We start from the raw sequence: 18,565 nt of genomic DNA, 5'->3' as shown, positions 1-18,565 counted from the left end.
ACACGGTGTGTAGCATGTGTCCCAACTTACTGAACCTGGACGGTTTTAAATGATACCCTTATGCGGCCGGGCCCTTTCGCCCGGGGCGGTTCTTTTCTCAGGCATCGTTTCCTTCCCTAGACCGTTTCGCCCTCTTCCGGCGCATAAAGGCTCAGCATACAGAACTCCCCGCTGCCGCTGTCATCGTAGGCTGCCCAGGCCTCCAGGCCCTGGTACATCACCTCTCCGGTGATCCCGTCCTCCAGTCCGCCTTCCATAACTACGGTCTCAAAGACCATCTGGCCGCCGGGATTTTCAGAAACAGCTCCCGATTCCTTCAGAAGCCCCATGACCATATCCAGAAGCTGGTACATGGCCTCCAGGTTATCCGCGGAGACCTGTATGCCGTGGAGGCTGCCGTCGCCGGTGTCCAGGCTCAGGGTCACGGCCCGGTACCAGCCGTCCTCCCCCGTAAGGATATAGTCATACCGGACCTCATAATTGGTGAACTCCCCAAAGGCAAAGTTGACGCTGGTCCGGCCCAGCTCCTCCACCGCCAGGCCATGGTCTGCGGCCAGGCCCTCCAGGTCTGCCTGCAGCTCATCGCCGTTTACGTCCAGGTGGCCGTAGCCATTGCACCGGATCCCCGCAGCCCGGACCTCTTCCTCTGAAAGCTCCTGCTCTCCAGCCGCTGTTTCCTCCGGCCACACCTCCTCGATAGAGATCCCCTCATCCCAGGATCCCTCCTCCGGATATACCGGCTCCGGCTCCAAGTCCGGGACCATATGGCTTATACTGTTCATGACCATCCCGCCGGAGGCCATGATCACAGCTGCCGCGGCTGCGGCCAGGATCCACATCGGGGCCCATCCCCGGCCAGGCCGGGACGCACTTCGGCCGGAGCCGGCGCTCTGGTTCCGGGATACCGGCGCTTCGGAAGCCTTCTTTCCAGGCTTTCCGTTCTTTCCGGCCTTGGCCTTAGGCGCGGCGGCCGCCTTACTTCCCGGCCACCCGGCCTTTTCCACATCCTCATACGAAGCTCTGCGGTCCGGCCCGCCTCCCATTTCCCCGGTATGCAGATCACCGTGGTACTGGCAGCTCTCCTCTGAAGCCGGATGTCTTTCATTTAAATAATAATTCACGTCCACGATCAGAGGCGTTTTCACAAAACGGCGGCATCCCCGGCAGTAGCGGCTTTCCAGCTCCTGATCGCAGTACGGGCAGATTCGTTTTCTCATCTGATCCCCTCCTGCTGTCAGTATACACTACTTCCAGGGATGCGTAAACAAAAAATATCCTATCGGTTTAAAATTTCCATGAACTCTTCGCCGGTAATGGTCTCCTTTTCCAGAAGATACGCCGAAAGCTCATTGAGTTTTCCCGCATGTTCCTTAAGGATCTCCATGGCCTTCCCGTACTGCTCCTTCACGGTCTTAATGACCTCCTCGTCGATGGCCCTGGCCGTTTCCGGCGAGCAGGCTAAGGACGTGTCTCCTCCCAGATACTGGTTGGTCACTGTCTCTAAGGCCACCATTCCGAACTGCTCGCTCATACCGTACCGTGTCACCATGGCCCTGGCCAGCTTTGTGGCCTGCTCGATGTCGTTGGATGCGCCGGTGGTGATGGAATGGAACATGAATTCCTCCGCCGCGCGGCCTCCGGTGAGGGTGGCGATCTTATTTAAGGCTTCTTCCTTACTCATTAAGAACCGTTCCCCGGCCTCCACTTGCATGGTGTAGCCCAGAGCGCCGCTGGTCCTGGGGATAATGGTGATCTTGTGGACCGGAGCCGAGTTGGACTGGCAGGCAGCCACCAGGGCGTGGCCGATCTCATGGTAGGCCACGATCCTCTTCTCGTTCTCAGACACCGCCGCATCCTTTCTCTGGTATCCGGCGATGACTGTCTCCACGCTCTCCTCCAGATCCGCCTGGCAGACGACTCTGCGGCCCAGACGCACGGCCCTTAAAGCCGCCTCGTTGATGATGTTGGCAAGCTCTGCACCGCTGGCGCCGGAGGTTGCCCTGGCAATGGCGTTGAAGTCCACGGTATCATCCATTTTCACACTGCGGCCATGGACCTTAAGGATCGCCTCACGGCCCTTAAGATCCGGCAGCTCCACCGGGATCCGGCGGTCAAAACGGCCCGGTCTTAACAGCGCCTGGTCCAGGGATTCGGGCCGGTTAGTGGCCGCCAGGATCACAACGCCCTTCTTTCCGTCAAAACCGTCCATCTCTGTTAAGAGCTGGTTTAAGGTCTGCTCTCTCTCATCGTTTCCGCCCATGCCGCTGCCGTCACGCTTTTTGCCGATGGTATCGATCTCGTCGATGAATACGATACAGGGGGCCTTTTCGTTGGCCTGCTTAAACAGGTCGCGGACCTTGGCCGCTCCCATGCCCACGAACATCTCCACGAACTCCGAGCCGGAGATGGAGAAAAACGGCACATGGGCCTCTCCTGCCACAGCCTTTGCCAGAAGCGTCTTACCGGTTCCCGGAGGGCCCACCAGAAGGGCTCCCTTGGGAAGCGTTGCTCCGATGTCTGCATATTTCTTCGGGTCGTGCAGAAAGTCCACGATCTCCTTTAAGGCCTCCTTGGCCTCTTCCTCTCCGGCTACATCGGCAAAGGTCTTTCCCGTTTCATTTTCCGCATAGATCTTGGCGTTGGACTTTCCAAAGGTCATGGCGTTCCCACCCATGCGCCTGGCCATCATCCGGCTGAGCAAATGGCCCATTAAGAACATGAGTCCAAAGGGCAGGATCCAGGTGGTCAGGAAATTCATCAGCGCCGACTCCTTATGGGGGATCACCTTTCCGAAGGTGACGCCTGCCTTATAGAGCCGGTTGGTCAGCGCCTCGTCCTCCCAGAGGCCGGTCTTATAGATCTGCTCCTTTCCCTGGGCGTCCGTGGCCAGGAACATGATCTGATCCGTGTCCTTTTCCACCTGGACCACCTTTCCTGCGTCCACCATGGCCAGGAATTCATTGTAATTGACCTCCATCACCTTTTCTTCCATCACATTGGGGAAGACCAGGGCATTTAACAGCATGGTCACTAAAAATATAGTGAGGAAATAGTAGATCAGTCCCTTGGGGCTCTGCTGTGAGGGCTGTTTTCCAGGCGTTTTTCCGCCGTCTGTTGTTCCCATAAATATTCTCCTTTACTTTTTAACTTTTGTATCCGTATGCTGGTAAAGCATTTTTTCAAAATTCCGTGCAAACAGGACCACAGTGGTAACGATGGCAATGATATCCGCAATGGGTTCTGCGTAGAACAGTCCGTCGGTGCCCATGCCAAGCTTCGGAAGAAGGATGGCCAGGGGGATCAGAAGGATCACCTTTCTTAAGAGCGCCAGGAATACGGAGATCTTCGCCTGTCCCAGAGCCAGGAAGGTCTGCTGGCAGGCCATCTGGGCGCCCATGATCAGGAAGCCGAACATATAGATCCTGGCCGCATAGACACCGATCTCGATCACCTGGACATTATCTGAAAACAGCCGGATGAACACCTGGGGGAATAAAAGCACAGCTCCTGTCCCCACCAGGGAAAAACCGACTCCCGCTGCAAACAGCAGCTTAAAGGCCTTCTTCACCCGCTCATGGTTCCCGGCTCCGAAGTTATAGCTGATGATGGGCTGGGCACCCTGGGTCAGTCCGGACAGAGGCAGGAACAGCATCTGCATGATGGAAAACAGGATGGTCATGGCTCCCACATAATAGTCATTCCCGTAATGCTGCATTCCAGAGTTATACGTCAGCTGCACCAGGCATTCCGTGGCCTGCATGATGAACGGGGACGCTCCCAGGGCCAGCACCGGGACCAGGACCGCCTTTTTTATCTTCAGATTTTCTTTTCTGACCCTTAAGATGCTCTTCTTTCCGCAAAGGAAGGACAGCACCCAGACAGCCGAAACGGTCTGGCTTAAGATGGTGGCCAGAGCCGCTCCCTGAACTCCCATATGGAAGCCGAAAATGAAGATCGGGTCCAGGATGATATTTAACACAGCACCGATGAGCACCGTCTTCATTCCTGTCCTGGCAAAGCCCTGACAGTTGATGAACGTATTTAATCCCAGGGCGATCTGTACGGAAATAGTGCCCAGAAGATAGATCCCCAGATAGCTGTTGGCATAGCCGATGGTCTGTTCACTGGCTCCAAACAACATCAGCAGCGGTTCCTTCACCGCATAAAAGAACACGCTTAAGACCACTGCCAGAATGCACAGGGCCGTGATGCAGTTCCCCAGGATCCGCTCCGCCCCCTTCATATCCTTCTTTCCCATACAGATGGCTGCCTGGGGCGCTCCCCCGGCTCCTACCAGAGCCGCAAAGGCGGAGATCAGGATGATCACCGGGAAGGTAACTCCCAGCCCGGCCAGGGCCAGATGGCCCACCTCCGGGATCCGGCCCACGTAGATCCGGTCCACCATATTATAAAGAAGATTCACAAGCTGGGCAAATACCGTGGGAACTGCCAGCTCTGTCATCAGCTTCCCCAATGGGGCTGTTGCCATTTTATTGTTGTCCTGTACCTTGCTGTCCATTGTTTTCTTACACCGTCTCTTTCCTTGATGATCCGTTTCTTTTCCTCTATTCTTCCTGTATCCGAGGAAAATTATCCGCTCTCTTATAGTGACAACTTGTCACCTTTTTGTACAGTGCTTATCCTATCACGCAAACCGCGGACCGTCAAGGAAGTTCACAAAACTTTCGCAATTCTTATGTTTTTTTTAGATTTCGATCTTCATCCACCGGCCGCTCTTAAATCTCCAGGTGGTAAGAAGGAGCCTGGAGGTCTGGTCTCCCAGGATCCCCAGCCAGATCCCGACTAACCCCAGTCCGCAGGCATAGCAGAACACATAGGACAGGATGGGACGGACGAAGGTGATGCTGATGGTGGAGGCAATGGTGGTAAATACCACATCACCGGCTCCCCTTAAACAGCCCATGTAGATCACCTGGGCGATCTGGAGAAGGACGATGAAGGTCAGGACACGGGTGATCTCCACCCCCATGGCCACCAGGTGGGGTTCATCGAAAAACAGATGAAAATACCAGGTACCCAGGGTGGTGTAAAGGACCGCCAGCACAATGGAGATCATATTGCCGATCCTCTGGCAGATGGTGCCGTACATCTGGGCCAGATCCGGCCGCTTTTCTCCCAGGCTCCTGCCGCAGAGGGCCACCGCTGCCACCTGCATCCCGTCTCCAAAGGAAAAGGAAAGGCTCATGACGTTCATTCCCACCTGGTGGGCCGCAAAGGCGTCGGTCCCCAGCTTTGCCACCATGATGGAGACCGTAAGGAAGCCGATCCGCATGAAGATCTGCTCCACAAATACACTGGAGGCCACCTTAAACATGTTTTTTGCCGGCTCCAGGGTGACCCGCACCTTTTCCTTAATGATAAAGGGGATGCTGACAAAATTATCCCGTTTCATCACCGAAAGAATGCTCATGAGGCAGGCGATGACCGTTCCAAATACCGTGGCCAGGGCCGCTCCGGTGATCCCAAGCCTGGGAAAGCCCAGATTTCCCTGGATCAGCAGGTAGTTTCCGATCATATTGACCACATTGGAGGTCACATTGGTGCGCATGGCGATCTTTGTGTTTCCTGCTCCTCTCTGGGCCGCGTTAATGGCCATGGAGATAATGTTGAACATCATCCCGCCCATGATGATCTGGAAATACCGGACGGCTCCCGCCTGGGTATCCTCGTTGGCCCCGCAGAGCCGGATAATGGGATCTGCAAAGAAAACGCAGGCCATGCTGATCAATGTCCCCACCGCCAGGGTAAAGGCCGCTGCCATTAAGAGCACCTGGTTGGCTCCGTACTGGTCCTTCTCTCCCCGTCGTCTGGCCACCAGGGCCGACACGGAAACGTTGGTGGCGATGAAGATGCACAGCCCGATGAACTTGGGCTGGGTCGTAAGTCCCACGGCGGCCACCGCCTCTGGCCCCATGGAGCTGACCATCAGAGAATCCACCATTCCGGCCAGGGCAATAAAAAAGGACTCCATGACTGCAGGCCACGCCATATGGAATGCAGTCTGGTATCCCTTTTTATTTCCGCCCATGAATTTCTGGATCCTGGTTTTTTGATTTCCTTCCATATTTTATCCTCCCCTGTTTTTCACATACCTTCATTATAAACTTCAGTACGTTAAAAAGCAAGTGTATCAAGAAAGAAGCTCGCCTGCGGCGGGCCGCTTCTGCGGCATAATTCCCTTCCGCCTGGGCTTACTTCTACTTTCCGGCCAGCCCCAGGCTCCGGGACAGCTCCTGCCGGAAGGCCAGCACATACTCCTTAAGCTCCAGGATCCGCTGGTCGGTCATACGGTTGGCCGGGGCCGAAATACTCAGTGCGTATACGGGATCCTTGTGGTAATCCCTGAGACTGGCGGCGATGCAGCGGACGCCCTCCTCGTTTTCTTCATCGTCCACCGCATATCCGTCTTTCCGTACCTGCTCCACCCGTTCCATGAGAACGGGAAGCTCTGTGATGGTCCTGGGCGTCAGCTTCCGGATCCGGGAATTTTTCCAGATCTCTCCGATCTCCCGGTCCGTCAGCTCCGCCAGCAGGGCCTTTCCCACGCCGGAACAGTAAAGAGGGATCCGGCTACCCACCCGGGATACCATACGGATGGAGCTGGCGAAGGATTCCACCTTGTCGATATAGACCGCCTCCGTCCCTTCCCGCTTCACCAGGTGGACCGTCTCACCCGTCTGCTCCGACAGACGCTTTAACGACGGATGGATCAAAGCCGCCATACTGGTCTGCTCCAGGATCCGGCTGCCGATCTCTAAGAATTTCAGGGACAAGTAATATTTTAGGGATTCCTCGTCCTGGCGGATATAACCCATATACTGTAAGGACGCCACCAGCCTGTGTACCGTGCTCTTATGAAATCCCAGGGAAGCGCTCAGCTCCATGATCCCCATAGGGCCATTTTCTGCCAGAAGCTCGATGACCCGGAACAGCTTCTCCGCCACCTGTATGGGATTTTTTGATTCTTCTTCCATGATACGATCTTCCTCCGGGCAATTAAAAAAGTCTGATTTTCTTTATGACGTCCACGAACTCCCGGTTGGACTTGGTCCGGGCGAACTGATCCAGGACCTTCTCCACCGCGTCGTCGGCCTTCATGGAGCTGGTAGCCTTGCGGATGGAATCCACAGCCTCCGCCTCCTCCGGCGTCAGCAGGAGGTCGTCCCGGCGGGTTCCGGATTTTAAGATATCGATGGCCGGGAAGATCCGCTTTTCGGAAAGCTTCCGATCCAGGACCAGCTCCATATTTCCGGTTCCCTTGAATTCCTCATAGATCACATCGTCCATACGGCTTCCTGTATCCACCAGGGCTGTGGCAAGGATCGTCAGGCTTCCGCCCTCTCTCATATTCCTGGCCGCTCCGAAGAACCGCTTGGGCATATGGAGGGCCGCCGGATCCAGACCGCCGGAAAGCGTCCTTCCGCTGGGCGGGACCACCAGGTTATAGGCCCTGGCAAGGCGGGTCATGCTGTCTAACAGGATCATCACATCCCGGCCATGCTCCACCAGGCGCTTGGCTCGCTCGATGACCATTTCGGAAACCCTTTTATGGCGCTCCGGCAGCTCGTCAAAGGTGGAATAGATCACCTCCACATTGGGGCCGATGACCGATTCCTTAATATCCGTAACTTCCTCGGGACGCTCGTCGATCAGAAGGATGATCAGATGCATATCCGGGTGGTTGGTGGTCACGGCCTTTGCCACCTGCTTTAAAAGAGTTGTCTTGCCGGCTTTTGGCGGGGATACGATCATGCCTCTCTGCCCCTTTCCGATGGGGGCCAGAAGATCCATGACCCGCATGGCCGTGGTGTTTCTTCCATTCTTTACCTCCAGGCTCAGTCTCCGGTTGGGGAAGATGGGAGTCAGATCCTCAAAGTTTGGCCGGCGCTCCACCACATAGGTGGGATATCCGTTGATGGAGGTCACATAAAGAAGGGCTGCGAATTTTTCCGTAGCCGTCTTTACCCTCCTGCTTCCCCGTACCATATCTCCGGTCTTCATATTAAAACGCCGGATCTGGGAGGGAGCCACGTAAACGTCGTTTTCTCCGGGAAGGAAATTCTCGCAGCGGATAAAGCCGAATCCGTCGGGCATCACTTCCAGGATCCCGTATGCCTCAATGCCGCTGTCCAGGTCCTGGAGATCGCTTCTTGGATCCCCCTTGGATTCCTGGCGTTCTCCATAAACGCGGGCTGGACGGTCATTCCCCTCCGGGCGGTCTCCTGCTGTCCGTTCCTGGACGCCGGAAGCCGCGCTCTCTGTTTTATCGTCTTTTTCCTTTTCTGCCACCTCGCACAGCCTGTCCACCAGCTCAGATTTTCTCAGTCCGCTCACGTATTTAATTCCCTGACTCTTTGCCAGCTCGCGAAGCTGTGACAAAGGCAGTGTTGCTAATTTTTCACGCATAAATTCTCTCCTTAATTTCTGTTTCTGCTGTTTATCATTGGGGATTCACAAGATATTTCAGATATTCGACAGATAAGTATAACAGCCGTCCGGCGATGCCCTCCGGCTCTGGATATGCTTTTATTATAACTCAAACTTCCTATCTTGAAAAGAAAAATTTCGATTTTCTTCCGGAGCCAGGCCCCGGGGGAAGGACCGTCAGTCCTTATCCTCCCCCTTCAGCCATTCCATGTGCTCCCGGATCTGCTTTTCATACCCATTTTCTGTGGGCTCGTAAAACACACAGTCTTCCATGCCGTCGGGAAGATACTGCTGCTTCACATAATGTCTGGGATAGTCGTGGGCGTACTTATATCCCAGGCCATGGCCCAGCTTTTCCGCACCCTTATAATGCTTATCCTGAAGATGGGCGGGCACCGGAGACGTTTTTTCCGACCGCACCGCCTCCATGGCCTTAAAGATCCCCAGGCAGGCCGCGTTGCTCTTGGGAGCCGTCGCCACATAGGCCACCGCCTGGGCCAGAGGGATCTGGCCCTCGGGCAGGCCGATCCGCTCCACCGCCTGGGCGGCGCTCACCGCCACCGTAAGGGCGTTGGGATCAGCGTTCCCCACATCCTCGGCTGCACAGATGATGATCCGTCTGGCGATGAATTTTACATCCTCACCGGCATACAGCATCCGGGCCAGGTAATAAAGGGCCGCGTCCGGATCCGAGCCCCGCATGCTCTTTATGAAGGCGGAGACCGTATCGTAATGATTGTCCCCGTCCTTGTCATACCGGACGGCCCGCTTCTGGATACACTCGGCTGCCACAGGAAGCGTGATATGGACCTTTCCGTCCTCCGACTGCTTCGTGGTAAGGATCCCCAACTCCACAGCGTTTAAGGCCGCCCGGGCGTCCCCGTTGGCCACATCCGCCAGGAAATCCGCCGCCTCATCGGTGATATCCGCCCCGTATGCGCCCATGCCCTTTTTCTCATCATAAACGGCCCGGAGCACCAGTTCTCTGATATCCTGCTTTTCCAGGGGCTTCAGCTCAAAGATCCGGGACCTGGAAAGAAGGGCGTTGTTGACCTCAAAATAGGGATTTTCCGTGGTGGCTCCGATGAGAGTCACCGTACCGTCCTCCACAAAGGGAAGGAGGTAATCCTGCTGGCTCTTATTGAACCGGTGGATCTCATCCACAAACAGGATGGTCTTCTTCCCATACATGCCCAGGGCATCCTTGGCCTCCTTTACAATGTCCTCCATATCCTTTTTTCCGGCCACTGTGGCGTTGATCTGGCAGAACCGGGAGCTGGTGGTATTGGCGATCACCTTTGCCAGGGTGGTCTTTCCCGTTCCCGGAGGACCGTAAAAGATCACGGACCCCAGTTTGTCAGCCTTGATGGCCCGGTACAGCAGCTTATCCTTTCCTATTATATGCTGCTGTCCCACCACCTCATCCAGGGTCGCCGGCCGCATCCGTGAAGCCAGGGGCGCCTCCTTTTCCATTGTATTTGTCCGCATGTAATCAAATAAATCCATGGTCTTCCTCTTAATCTATGGTTAATTCGTCTACCGTAACAAAAGTATAGCCCTTTGCCAGAAGGTTGTCAATGATCTCCATGGCCGCCTCCACAGACGTCTGGAATTCATCGTGCATCAGGATGATATCCCCGTCCTCCGTATCCTTTAAGACCCTCCGCACGATCCGGTCTGTATCCTGGAGCTTCCAGTCCAGCGAATCCACACTCCAGAGCACCGTCTCCATGGGAACCGCCTCCTGGAGTCCGCTGCTCCATTTACCAAAGGGCGGCCGTATATACTCCGGCATCCTCCCTGTGACGGCTCCGATCATGGCGGCGGTGTCCATGAGCTGCCGTACTGCCTCTTCCTCCGATTCCCGGGTCAGATCCCTGTGCTCCATACAGTGGACGCCGATGAGATGGCCCTCCTCTGCCATCCGTCTTACAGTATCCTCGTTCCCTTCGATGCACTGGCCCACCAGGAAAAACGATGCCCGGACCTCCCGCTCCTTAAGGCCGTCCAGAAGAGCCTCCGTATATCGGGCATTGGGACCGTCGTCAAAGGTCAGGGCCACGGCTCCGGCCTCCTCCGTTCCCAGCCCGTCCCAGCCGCCGTCCTCCACCACCCGTCCCGTGCCCGGGGCTGCGGCCCCTTCCGCCCTCTGCCGGGCCAGGGAAGCCAGGAGTACAGCCGCCAGGAAAAGATCAGCCGCAGCCGCCAGGAAAAATATGGCCGTCATTTTTTTCAGTCTCTTGTCCATGAAAAAGCCCCCAGGGCCTTCGTCGTATCAGTATATGAAACAGCAGAGGCCCCATATGCACCGGGATCTAGCCGTCGAGCCGGATGGTCTTCGTTGCGATCCTCCGGCAGAAGCCTGCGTCATGCTCCACAAACAGCATGGTGGGCTGGTATTCCAGCAGAAGCGTTTCGATCTGCATCCTGGAAAACACATCGATATAATTGAGAGGCTCGTCCCAGATATAAAGATGGGCCGGCGTTGCCAGGCTGGCTGCCAGAAGGACCTTCTTTTTCTGCCCCTCGGAATAATCCTCCATGTTTTTAAGGAACTGGGTGCGTTCAAAGTCCAGCTGGCGCAGGACCGCCAGAAACAGGCTTTCGTCCAGGCCCCGTTCCCGGCAAAGGTCCCGGACGGACCCCTTAAGGCCTGAGGCCTCCTGTCCCATATAGGAGATCACAAGTCCCGCCGCCGTCCGGCAGACGCCGGCCTCCTCCACATCCAGAAGCCCGCTTCCCTGGCCATTTTTCCCCAGGATCGCCCGGATCAGAGTCGATTTTCCACAGCCGTTTCTTCCGCTGAGAGCCGCCCGGTCTCCTTTTTCTATGGAAAAGCCCAGCCCTTCAAAAACCGGCCTCCCGGCGTCTCTGTACCGTATGCTGTAATCCCTGGCTTCCACAAGCACCGACTTGTGGTGGGACAGCTTTGTGAGCTTCAGATCTGCGGGGACCTCCAGATCCTTCAGCAGTCCCTCCTTCTCCCGGATCTCCCGGCCGATCCGTTTTTCCATCTGCTTTACGCGGCTCTGCATCTTCTTCGTTTTAGCTCCGATGTAGCTGCGCGATCCATTCCCCCGGTCATGCTCCTTGATGGGATCGTAGCCGATCTTGGTGCGCTCGTTCTTATCCGCCCATCCGGCGGCCCGGGCCGAGGCCTCTTTAAGCTTCCGGATCTCCTTCAGGTGCTTTTCGTTTTCCGATGCAGCAAACTTGTCCTTTCGGGTCTTATTTTCCCACCAGACAGAAAAGCTCCCGGTCATCACCTCAATGGTCCTCCGGTTCAGCACCAGGCAGTGATCCGTACAGGCGTCCAGAAGCTCCCGGTCGTGGGACACCAGGATAAAGCCCTTTTTTGACGCCAGGTACGTCTGTACCGCTTCCCTGGCCTCCAGGTCCAGATGGCTGGTGGGCTCGTCAATGAGAAAAAAACCTCCGTTCCCGGCAAACAGGACAGCCAGAAGGATCTTCGTCCGTTCTCCCGGACTTAAGCTGCCGAAGGGCCGGTAAAGGATCTCGTCCGTTTCCCCCAGGTCCGCCAGCTCACGGGCTGCCTGCCAGAGCTCACAGCCCTCCTCCAGCTCATCTATAAACTCCCAGGCCTCCATCCCCATCTGGCGTTCTGTGACCAGATAGGGAAAATAGCGGAACCCGGAGGGCGCGTCAATGGTGCCCTGGTATCGGTATTTTCCCAGCAGCAGATTTAAAAACGTGGTCTTTCCCTTTCCGTTCCTTCCGATGAATCCCAGTCTCCAGTCCGTATCGATGGAAAAGGAAACATCCTCAAAAATATTGTCAATGCCTCCGTCGTAGCAGAATGTAAGGTCTTTTACCTGGATCTGTGCCATATAAATCCCTCCTTTTTGCGGTCCTCCTTACGGCCCGGATCCCATTTCCAGGCATAAAAAAGGAACCGCCCGCTGCCAGACAGTTCCATTATGCACCACAACCCGCCATTGATCTGTAAATTTACGCACGAAAAAAAGGGGTTATGAGAACATAATCCACTTCTGGCGGCATGAAAAAAACGTATGGAGCCTGCGGCCCAATACCATTTAAAGGTTTCATGTCATCAAAAGCAGATTATTTTCTCATCCTTTCACCCCTTCCTGTCAGTTACCGCCCATTCTAGCACGCTTTCTCCCGGATGTCAACCGGGACCCCGTTCTGGCCCCCCGGTCTCTTCACAGCCTCCCCATGGCGCGCAGGAAAACGCGCGGTCCGGCGGGAACGGCGGGAGCATCCTCCTTATTCCTGGCAGAAAAACGTAAAATCCCCCTCTGCAAACAGCTTCCCGGAATCCCTTCCATAAACGCCGGAATGACAGAAGGACACGGTCCGGCCCCTTTTTGTGACCCTGGCCTCCGCATACAAAGGCTCTGACGGACCGGCAGAGCGCAGGAACCGGAAGGAAGAATCGATGGTCACACACGTCCTCCCATCGTTTCTCACCAGAAGCCCCGCAGCCGCCTCCGCCATCAGAAACATCAGTCCCGCATGGACGCCGCCCATGAAATTCAGGGAGGTCTTTTCCGGATCCATCTCCACCCGCGCCGCCGTCTCTGAAAGCTCCACGGCCCGGACGCCGTTATGGATCATAAACGCATTGTTTTCATTGGCCCGTTTCATCTGTTCCTTATAGTCCATGACCTGCCTCCTTAAAAAGCTCATTCACCGCCTCCGTATATTCAGAAAGGCGTGTGGATTTTTTGATCCTCTTTTCCAGCTTCGGGCTGTGGGGAAACTGGACGATCATATGGGCCCACAGCTCCTTCATGCGGAACAGCACGTTCCTGTCCCCGCTCATCAGCTCCCCGTAGGCCTCAAAAAGAGCATCATGGAACTGCCTTAAGCGGGCCAGATCCGGTCCGTCCTCCGTCCTTTTACAGACTCTGTCCATACCGGTTTCCTCCGCTTCTATTTTTAAAAGCTTCTCTCCCAGCTCCGGATCCATAATGAGCCCCCGGCCCAGCATGATCCGTTCCACCGCCGGAAACTGCTCCCGGAACCGTCTGTAATCTGCCGCGGTAAAAATATCCCCGTTACATACCACTGGATTTTTACTGGCCTCCAGGGCGCTGGAAAACACCTCCAGATCCGGGTGGTTCTTATAAAAGTCCTTCTGGATCCTGGGGTGGATGGTCAGCTCATAAATGGGATACTGGTTATAGATCTCCATGAGCTGCGGCCATTCCTCCGGGGAATTTTTTCCGATCCTGGTCTTTACAGACACCAGGATCTCCCCGCCCGTCACCATGGGATCCGAAAAGATCCTGTCTAAAAGCGCGTCCAGCTCCTCCGGATACATCAAAAGCCCCGAGCCCTTCTTCTTGGCCGTCACAGTTCCCGACGGACAGCCCAGATTCAGATTGATCTCCCGGTACCCCAGGTCCCGCAAAAGCCTGGCTCCCTTCAGGAAGCCCTCCGGATGATTGACCAGAAGCTGGGGCACCGGACGGATCTCCCCGTTATTTTCCGGCAGCACATCCTTTAACTCCCTTGTGCTCAGGCCGTTTTCCGCACTGGGCGACAAAAACGGGGTGTAATACTTTTCCACCCCGCCGAAGAACCTATGATGCAGATTTCTATATGTATAACTGGTGATCCCCTCCATGGGGGCAAAATAAAACTCCATATTCCTCCTTTCAGCCGTCATTTTCCGGCGGGCCTTCCGCCTTAAACGATCTTGCTTCCATTGGCCGTCATCTTAAACTTGGCGCCCAGCATCTCCGAAGCTCTGCGGCACATGAGCATCCTCTCTAAGAAGATCTCAAAATACTCCAGCATGGAGCAGATATTTTCGTCGATCTGCAGGTCCAGTGTCACCAGATTTTTCTCCGGGCACACCGTAAGCCTTGCCTCAGTGACTGCATAATTGACCCGGTCATGGATATCAAAGCTGGCCTTATCCTTATTCCTTACACGGTTTCTTCTTACGTCGGTCTTATCCGCAATGATCAGAGCCGCCGAAATGGCGTCCACGGCCCCTCCGGTGGATTCGTCATGATTTCCAATGGCGGATACCACCGTGACCCGGTCCTCCAGAGGCAGGTCTGTTCTGGATAAGATCTGCTCGGCCAGAAGCGCGCCGTATTCTGCATGGCGGTGCCGGTTGATGGCGTTTCCCATATCGTGCATGAAGCCGGCGATCTTCGCCACCTCCCGGTCATGCTCGCTGTATCCAAATTTTTCAAGGATCATGGCCGCCCGCTCCGCCACCATGGCGCAGTGGGCTCCGGAGTGGTCCGTAAAGCCCATGGTCCCAAGATTATCGTTTCCTTTTTTCAAATATGCGAGAACCTCTCTGTTCTCCCGGATGTCCTTATACGTCAATTCTTTTCTCCTCTTATCTCTTCTTTTCTTCTCTCTTCTCGTCACCTCTCCAACATACAGGATTTTGAGGCCTCCGTCAACCGTATTCTGGTAATGAATTTGTAAATTCCAGGTAAAATCGCAGAAGAAGATTTTATCTGCATAGACAGCCGTTTTCTACAGATTATTTAGTTCATCCTTATAAAAAGATTCGATTCCCTCTTTCATTTTTTGAAACTCCGGGATATACCGCTGCAAAACTGCGTCAACTAAACGTCTGGCCGCCAATGCGTCATAAATATGCGTCATGTCATTTCTCGCTCTCAGCATTTCCAGCCAGACATTTTCGTCGATAAAATCATATATAGTAAATGCTGTTTTTAATATCATTTTAGGTGAGCCGCTGGCGGAAATGCTCTGTCCCTCATAGCTCAGCAGCTCTTTCAGAACCTTCCAGCCAAGCTCGAACTGAATAAAAAATTTATCTATGATCCCGCCAATAATAAACTCATTTGTCAGGTCCTCCTGATCCGCCAACGCCAGCACATTCAAATTTGATTTAAAATGATCAAATTTTTTCATACAGCACCCTTCCCTCTCTCTGAATCGATTCCATCAGTTCCTCTTGGATCTTTTCATCCAGATCCACTATATCAAACTTCAAAAGCGTTGATGTATCTTCATTCACATCAATGGAAAACCGGATAAAATCGCCGCCCTCGACTGCCAGATCTATATCACTTTTTTCTCTGAAATCTCCCCGGGCCCTTGAACCGAATAAAATCACTTTTCTCACTTCATATTTTTGGGCCAGGCTCCGTATTTCATCAACCACCTGCTGCCTGATTCCAGTTCCTTCCATATGATCATGCATCCTTTCCACTATTTTCTCTGCTGGAATACATCTTATTGCATCGCCAATATTACGGCATCACTTCTTATATCTATTAGTATAACTGAAATTATATCAAGAAACAAATAAATTTAAAAAAGGATGCCGCCCGATCCCATACCAGTGACCAGGCGGCGCCCTTCTTTTTCTATCTATGCATTATATTTCGTTTCGTCCAGCATCCCTTCTGATTTCGCAACATAGATGCTGGCGGCAGAATCTCCCACCACGTTTAAAGCTGTTAAGAGCATTTCGATGGGCCGGTTGATGGCTAAGATCAGGCTGTACGCCAGAAGCGCGCTGTCATTTACATAGCCCAGGCCGGACAGGATCGTGAACAGGATGATGGCTCCCGCTCCCGGTGCAGCCGGGGTCCCCACCGATGCGATCAGCACCAGCAGAGCCACCACCACAAGCTGGCCAAAGGTCACGTCATATCCGGCGCAGCCGGCGACAAACAGAGTCGCAACCACCTGCATGATGGCCGTACCGTTCATGTTGATGGTCATTCCCAGCGGGAGAACGAAAGAGGCGATCTTTTCGTCCACGCCCAGCTCCTCCACCGTAGTCTTCACATTGAGAGGCAGGGTAGCTGCACTGGATGAAGTGGAAAAGCCGAAAACCGCCACCTTTAAGATCTTGCTGGCAAACTTAAACGGATTTAACCTGGTGCTGACTGCCACAAACAGCGGATAGCCCACAAACAGGAAGGCCAGCAAAAGGATGGTCGTTGCCACCACATACGTCATGGCCGGCTTCAGATGGTGGATGCCATAGATGGCAAAGGTCCTGGACAGCAGGACAAAAATGGCAATGGGACCGAACTTCGTAACCACATAGTTTAAAAATACCACGACAATGTCGTTGATCTCTGTGATCAGCTTCTTTAATACAGAGGTCCTTTCCTCTCCCAGGGCATTCATGCACAGTCCCAGGGTTACGGCCAGAAATACAATGGCCAGTACAGAGGTATTGCTGGAAAAGGTCGCCGCAACGTTGGACGGCACCACGCTTAAGATCACATTTAACGGATTGGCACCGGTGGATCCGGCCTGTCCCTCCAGACCATCCACCTGGATGTTAAAAAGGCCGGCGCTGTAAATCATATATCCGGCTCCGCATGCCAGGACCAGGGCCATTGCCGAGCATACCAGGAATCCGCCAATGGTCTTAAAGGAGATCCTTCCAAGGGCTCTCGTATCAGAGATCTGGCCAATGGCAAGGGTAATGGATGTAAATACCATGGGTACGATCACAAGCTGCAGCGAGCGGATGAACAGCTGACCCAAGATATAAAAAAGGCCCAGGTCTTTTTCCGCACCTGCGGCTGTAATATCCTGGAACAGGATATTGTTGATGGTCTTCCAGACGGCCTCCTGGCCGGAGCTGTTCAGGTTCTCTCTTAACATCATCAGCAGAAGACCGGCCGCAAGACCGCAGATAAGAGAAATTCCCATTCTTCTGGCAAGTGAATTGGTGGTTTTCTTTTGATTCTCCATGTCGCTTCTCCTCAATCTTATTTTTGCCTAAATCTTCCACATTATACCCGTATTCATTTTATTTAGCAAGGAGAATTTTATATTTTTTTAATGATTTTTTAAGATTTCCCCCGTTTTTTCACCGTGATCCCATCATTTTTCTTCCATGTGACCTCATATTCTTCCGTGGAATACGTAAAACCAGCAATAAAATATCGCCCTTCCTCATTCCGTTTTATCTTCAGGGAATAGCCGGTACAGTCCTCTGTCATTGCTCCCACATAGGGATACAGGACGCTGTCCCGATGATTGGGCGGCACCAAAAATGCCTTGCTCCAGAACACCGACGCGTCCGAGCCTCCGGCTTCTCCATACTGGGCCTCACATATGGCCAGGGCATTTTTGATCTGCTCCGCCGTTTCATACAGCTCTGCCTCCCTGGCCCGTTCCACATAGCCGGAGTAAATTCCGGCGGAGACCGCCGCCAGCGCCGCCATAATGGCGATGACGGCCATCAGCTCCACCAGAGTGTACCCTTTACAGGATCTTTTCTTTCGTATCTGCGTGCTTTCCATTATTTTTCTTTTAAAAATGCATAAAAGGCCTGCTCCGCAGCCTCATTTTCCTCTGACACGGTCCCAACAGGCGCACAGTAGAAAATATATTCTTCCTTTCCATCCAGGCCGAACATCTCTGAGGCCGCCGGAGAATCCATGGCCGCAATGGCACAGGTCCCCAGATCTAAGGCGCTGCAGGCCAGATACAGGTTTTCTGTCACATGGCCGGCGTCGATCATCATGACCCTGGGCGCATTAAAAGCGTATCTCCATTCGCCGCGGTAGGGCACGATGCTGTAATAAAAGATCACGCTGGACTTTAAGACCCATTTCTGGCGGCTCACCGACTGGACCACCCGGTCTGCAAAGGCCTCGTCCTTTATGTCCGCAGACTTTAAAAACTCCAGCCTGTGCTCCATGGGAAGGTAATGATAAAGCCCTGGCTCCAAGCCCTCCACATTGAGGATCAGCGGATAGCACTCAAAGGGATGCCTGGAACCGGCGCTGGGCACGGTCCGCAGAGTGGCGTAATTGTTCCCGCGGATGCCCCGGATCCCCTGCTGGGCCCACAAAAGAAAGGACAGGGTCAGAAGGTCCATGGAGCCGCCGGTAAATACCCGGTTACTCCTCCGGTCGTGGAGGATCCGTAAAAAGCTCTTGTCCATGGGCAGATCCCCGAAGTTTTTCGGAAGCTCCAGACTGTTTTCCGTCATGGGCGCCTTCACCAGAGGCGGCTGGGGCTTTTTTAAGGTCTGATCCGACTGGTATTCCTCCCTGGACCAGTCGATCAGTTCCCTGCTTCTTTCAATACGCGCTTTCATTTCCTGTTCTATCATAGGTGTTTCCTCCCTTTTATATTTCCGGATCGCTCCGGTAAG

At 54.2% G+C, this 18,565-nt stretch carries 17 protein-coding genes; all 17 read right to left on the bottom strand.

The annotated features are described in order from the left end of the window. Positions 1-116: 116 nt before the first annotated feature. Positions 117-1,217: a hypothetical protein gene (locus tag OCV69_RS10600; RefSeq protein ID WP_158359006.1), complete on the bottom strand. Its 1,101-nt coding sequence runs from the start codon at positions 1,215-1,217 to the stop codon at positions 117-119. Positions 1,218-1,276: 59 nt separating this feature from the next. Then, a complete protein-coding gene (gene ftsH / locus OCV69_RS10595; protein ID WP_158359007.1) occupies positions 1,277-3,124 on the bottom strand; it encodes an ATP-dependent zinc metalloprotease FtsH in 1,848 nt (615 codons plus the stop codon). A gap of 12 nt (positions 3,125-3,136) precedes the next feature. Then, on the bottom strand, positions 3,137-4,489 hold the full coding sequence (locus OCV69_RS10590) for an MATE family efflux transporter (RefSeq protein WP_262563095.1): 1,353 nt from the start codon (positions 4,487-4,489) through the stop codon (positions 3,137-3,139). 216 nt (positions 4,490-4,705) lie between these two features. After that, positions 4,706-6,085: an MATE family efflux transporter gene (locus tag OCV69_RS10585; RefSeq protein WP_158359010.1), complete on the bottom strand. Its 1,380-nt coding sequence runs from the start codon at positions 6,083-6,085 to the stop codon at positions 4,706-4,708. A 133-nt stretch (positions 6,086-6,218) separates the two neighbouring features. Then, on the bottom strand, positions 6,219-6,995 hold the full coding sequence (locus OCV69_RS10580; RefSeq protein WP_158359011.1) for an IclR family transcriptional regulator: 777 nt from the start codon (positions 6,993-6,995) through the stop codon (positions 6,219-6,221). Between the two features lie 22 nt (positions 6,996-7,017). Then, a complete protein-coding gene (gene rho, locus OCV69_RS10575) occupies positions 7,018-8,427 on the bottom strand; it encodes a transcription termination factor Rho (protein ID WP_158359012.1) in 1,410 nt (469 codons plus the stop codon). A gap of 198 nt (positions 8,428-8,625) precedes the next feature. Next, positions 8,626-9,954: an AAA family ATPase gene (locus OCV69_RS10570; RefSeq protein WP_158359013.1), complete on the bottom strand. Its 1,329-nt coding sequence runs from the start codon at positions 9,952-9,954 to the stop codon at positions 8,626-8,628. Positions 9,955-9,964: 10 nt separating this feature from the next. Next, positions 9,965-10,696 (bottom strand): polysaccharide deacetylase family protein, encoded by a 732-nt coding sequence (locus OCV69_RS10565; protein ID WP_158359015.1) that lies wholly within the window; start codon positions 10,694-10,696, stop codon positions 9,965-9,967. A gap of 67 nt (positions 10,697-10,763) precedes the next feature. Continuing rightward, positions 10,764-12,296, bottom strand: coding sequence for a ribosomal protection-like ABC-F family protein (gene abc-f / locus OCV69_RS10560; RefSeq protein WP_158359016.1), 1,533 nt, complete (start codon positions 12,294-12,296; stop codon positions 10,764-10,766). A 400-nt stretch (positions 12,297-12,696) separates the two neighbouring features. Further along, positions 12,697-13,095: a PaaI family thioesterase gene (locus OCV69_RS10555; RefSeq protein WP_158359018.1), complete on the bottom strand. Its 399-nt coding sequence runs from the start codon at positions 13,093-13,095 to the stop codon at positions 12,697-12,699. Further along, a complete protein-coding gene (locus tag OCV69_RS10550; RefSeq protein WP_158359020.1) occupies positions 13,085-14,083 on the bottom strand; it encodes a tRNA dihydrouridine synthase in 999 nt (332 codons plus the stop codon). Before OCV69_RS10550 ends, OCV69_RS10555 begins: the two co-directional genes overlap by 11 nt. A gap of 41 nt (positions 14,084-14,124) precedes the next feature. Beyond that, positions 14,125-14,781 carry an HD domain-containing protein gene (locus OCV69_RS10545; protein WP_158359022.1) on the bottom strand — a complete coding sequence of 219 codons (657 nt, stop codon included), beginning with the start codon at positions 14,779-14,781 and terminating at the stop codon, positions 14,125-14,127. A 156-nt stretch (positions 14,782-14,937) separates the two neighbouring features. Then, positions 14,938-15,342, bottom strand: a complete 405-nt coding sequence (locus OCV69_RS10540) for an HI0074 family nucleotidyltransferase substrate-binding subunit (RefSeq protein WP_158359023.1) — start codon at positions 15,340-15,342, stop codon at positions 14,938-14,940. Next, entirely contained in the window at positions 15,329-15,622 is a 294-nt protein-coding gene (locus tag OCV69_RS10535; RefSeq protein ID WP_022274474.1) for a nucleotidyltransferase family protein, read from the bottom strand. The genes OCV69_RS10540 and OCV69_RS10535 overlap by 14 nt, the downstream gene beginning before the upstream one ends. Positions 15,623-15,804: 182 nt before the next feature. Further along, positions 15,805-17,151 carry a dicarboxylate/amino acid:cation symporter gene (locus tag OCV69_RS10530; protein WP_158359025.1) on the bottom strand — a complete coding sequence of 449 codons (1,347 nt, stop codon included), beginning with the start codon at positions 17,149-17,151 and terminating at the stop codon, positions 15,805-15,807. A 98-nt stretch (positions 17,152-17,249) separates the two neighbouring features. Continuing rightward, positions 17,250-17,705: a type II secretion system protein gene (locus tag OCV69_RS10525; RefSeq protein ID WP_158359027.1), complete on the bottom strand. Its 456-nt coding sequence runs from the start codon at positions 17,703-17,705 to the stop codon at positions 17,250-17,252. Next, on the bottom strand, positions 17,705-18,523 hold the full coding sequence (locus OCV69_RS10520) for a SagB/ThcOx family dehydrogenase (RefSeq protein ID WP_262563094.1): 819 nt from the start codon (positions 18,521-18,523) through the stop codon (positions 17,705-17,707). The genes OCV69_RS10525 and OCV69_RS10520 overlap by 1 nt, the downstream gene beginning before the upstream one ends. Positions 18,524-18,565: the final 42 nt, after the last annotated feature.

The sequence above is a fragment of the Alitiscatomonas aceti genome (assembly GCF_025567195.1).
Classification (GTDB): domain Bacteria; phylum Bacillota; class Clostridia; order Lachnospirales; family Lachnospiraceae; genus Alitiscatomonas; species Alitiscatomonas aceti.
This window is presented reverse-complemented; position numbering and strand designations above follow the sequence as displayed.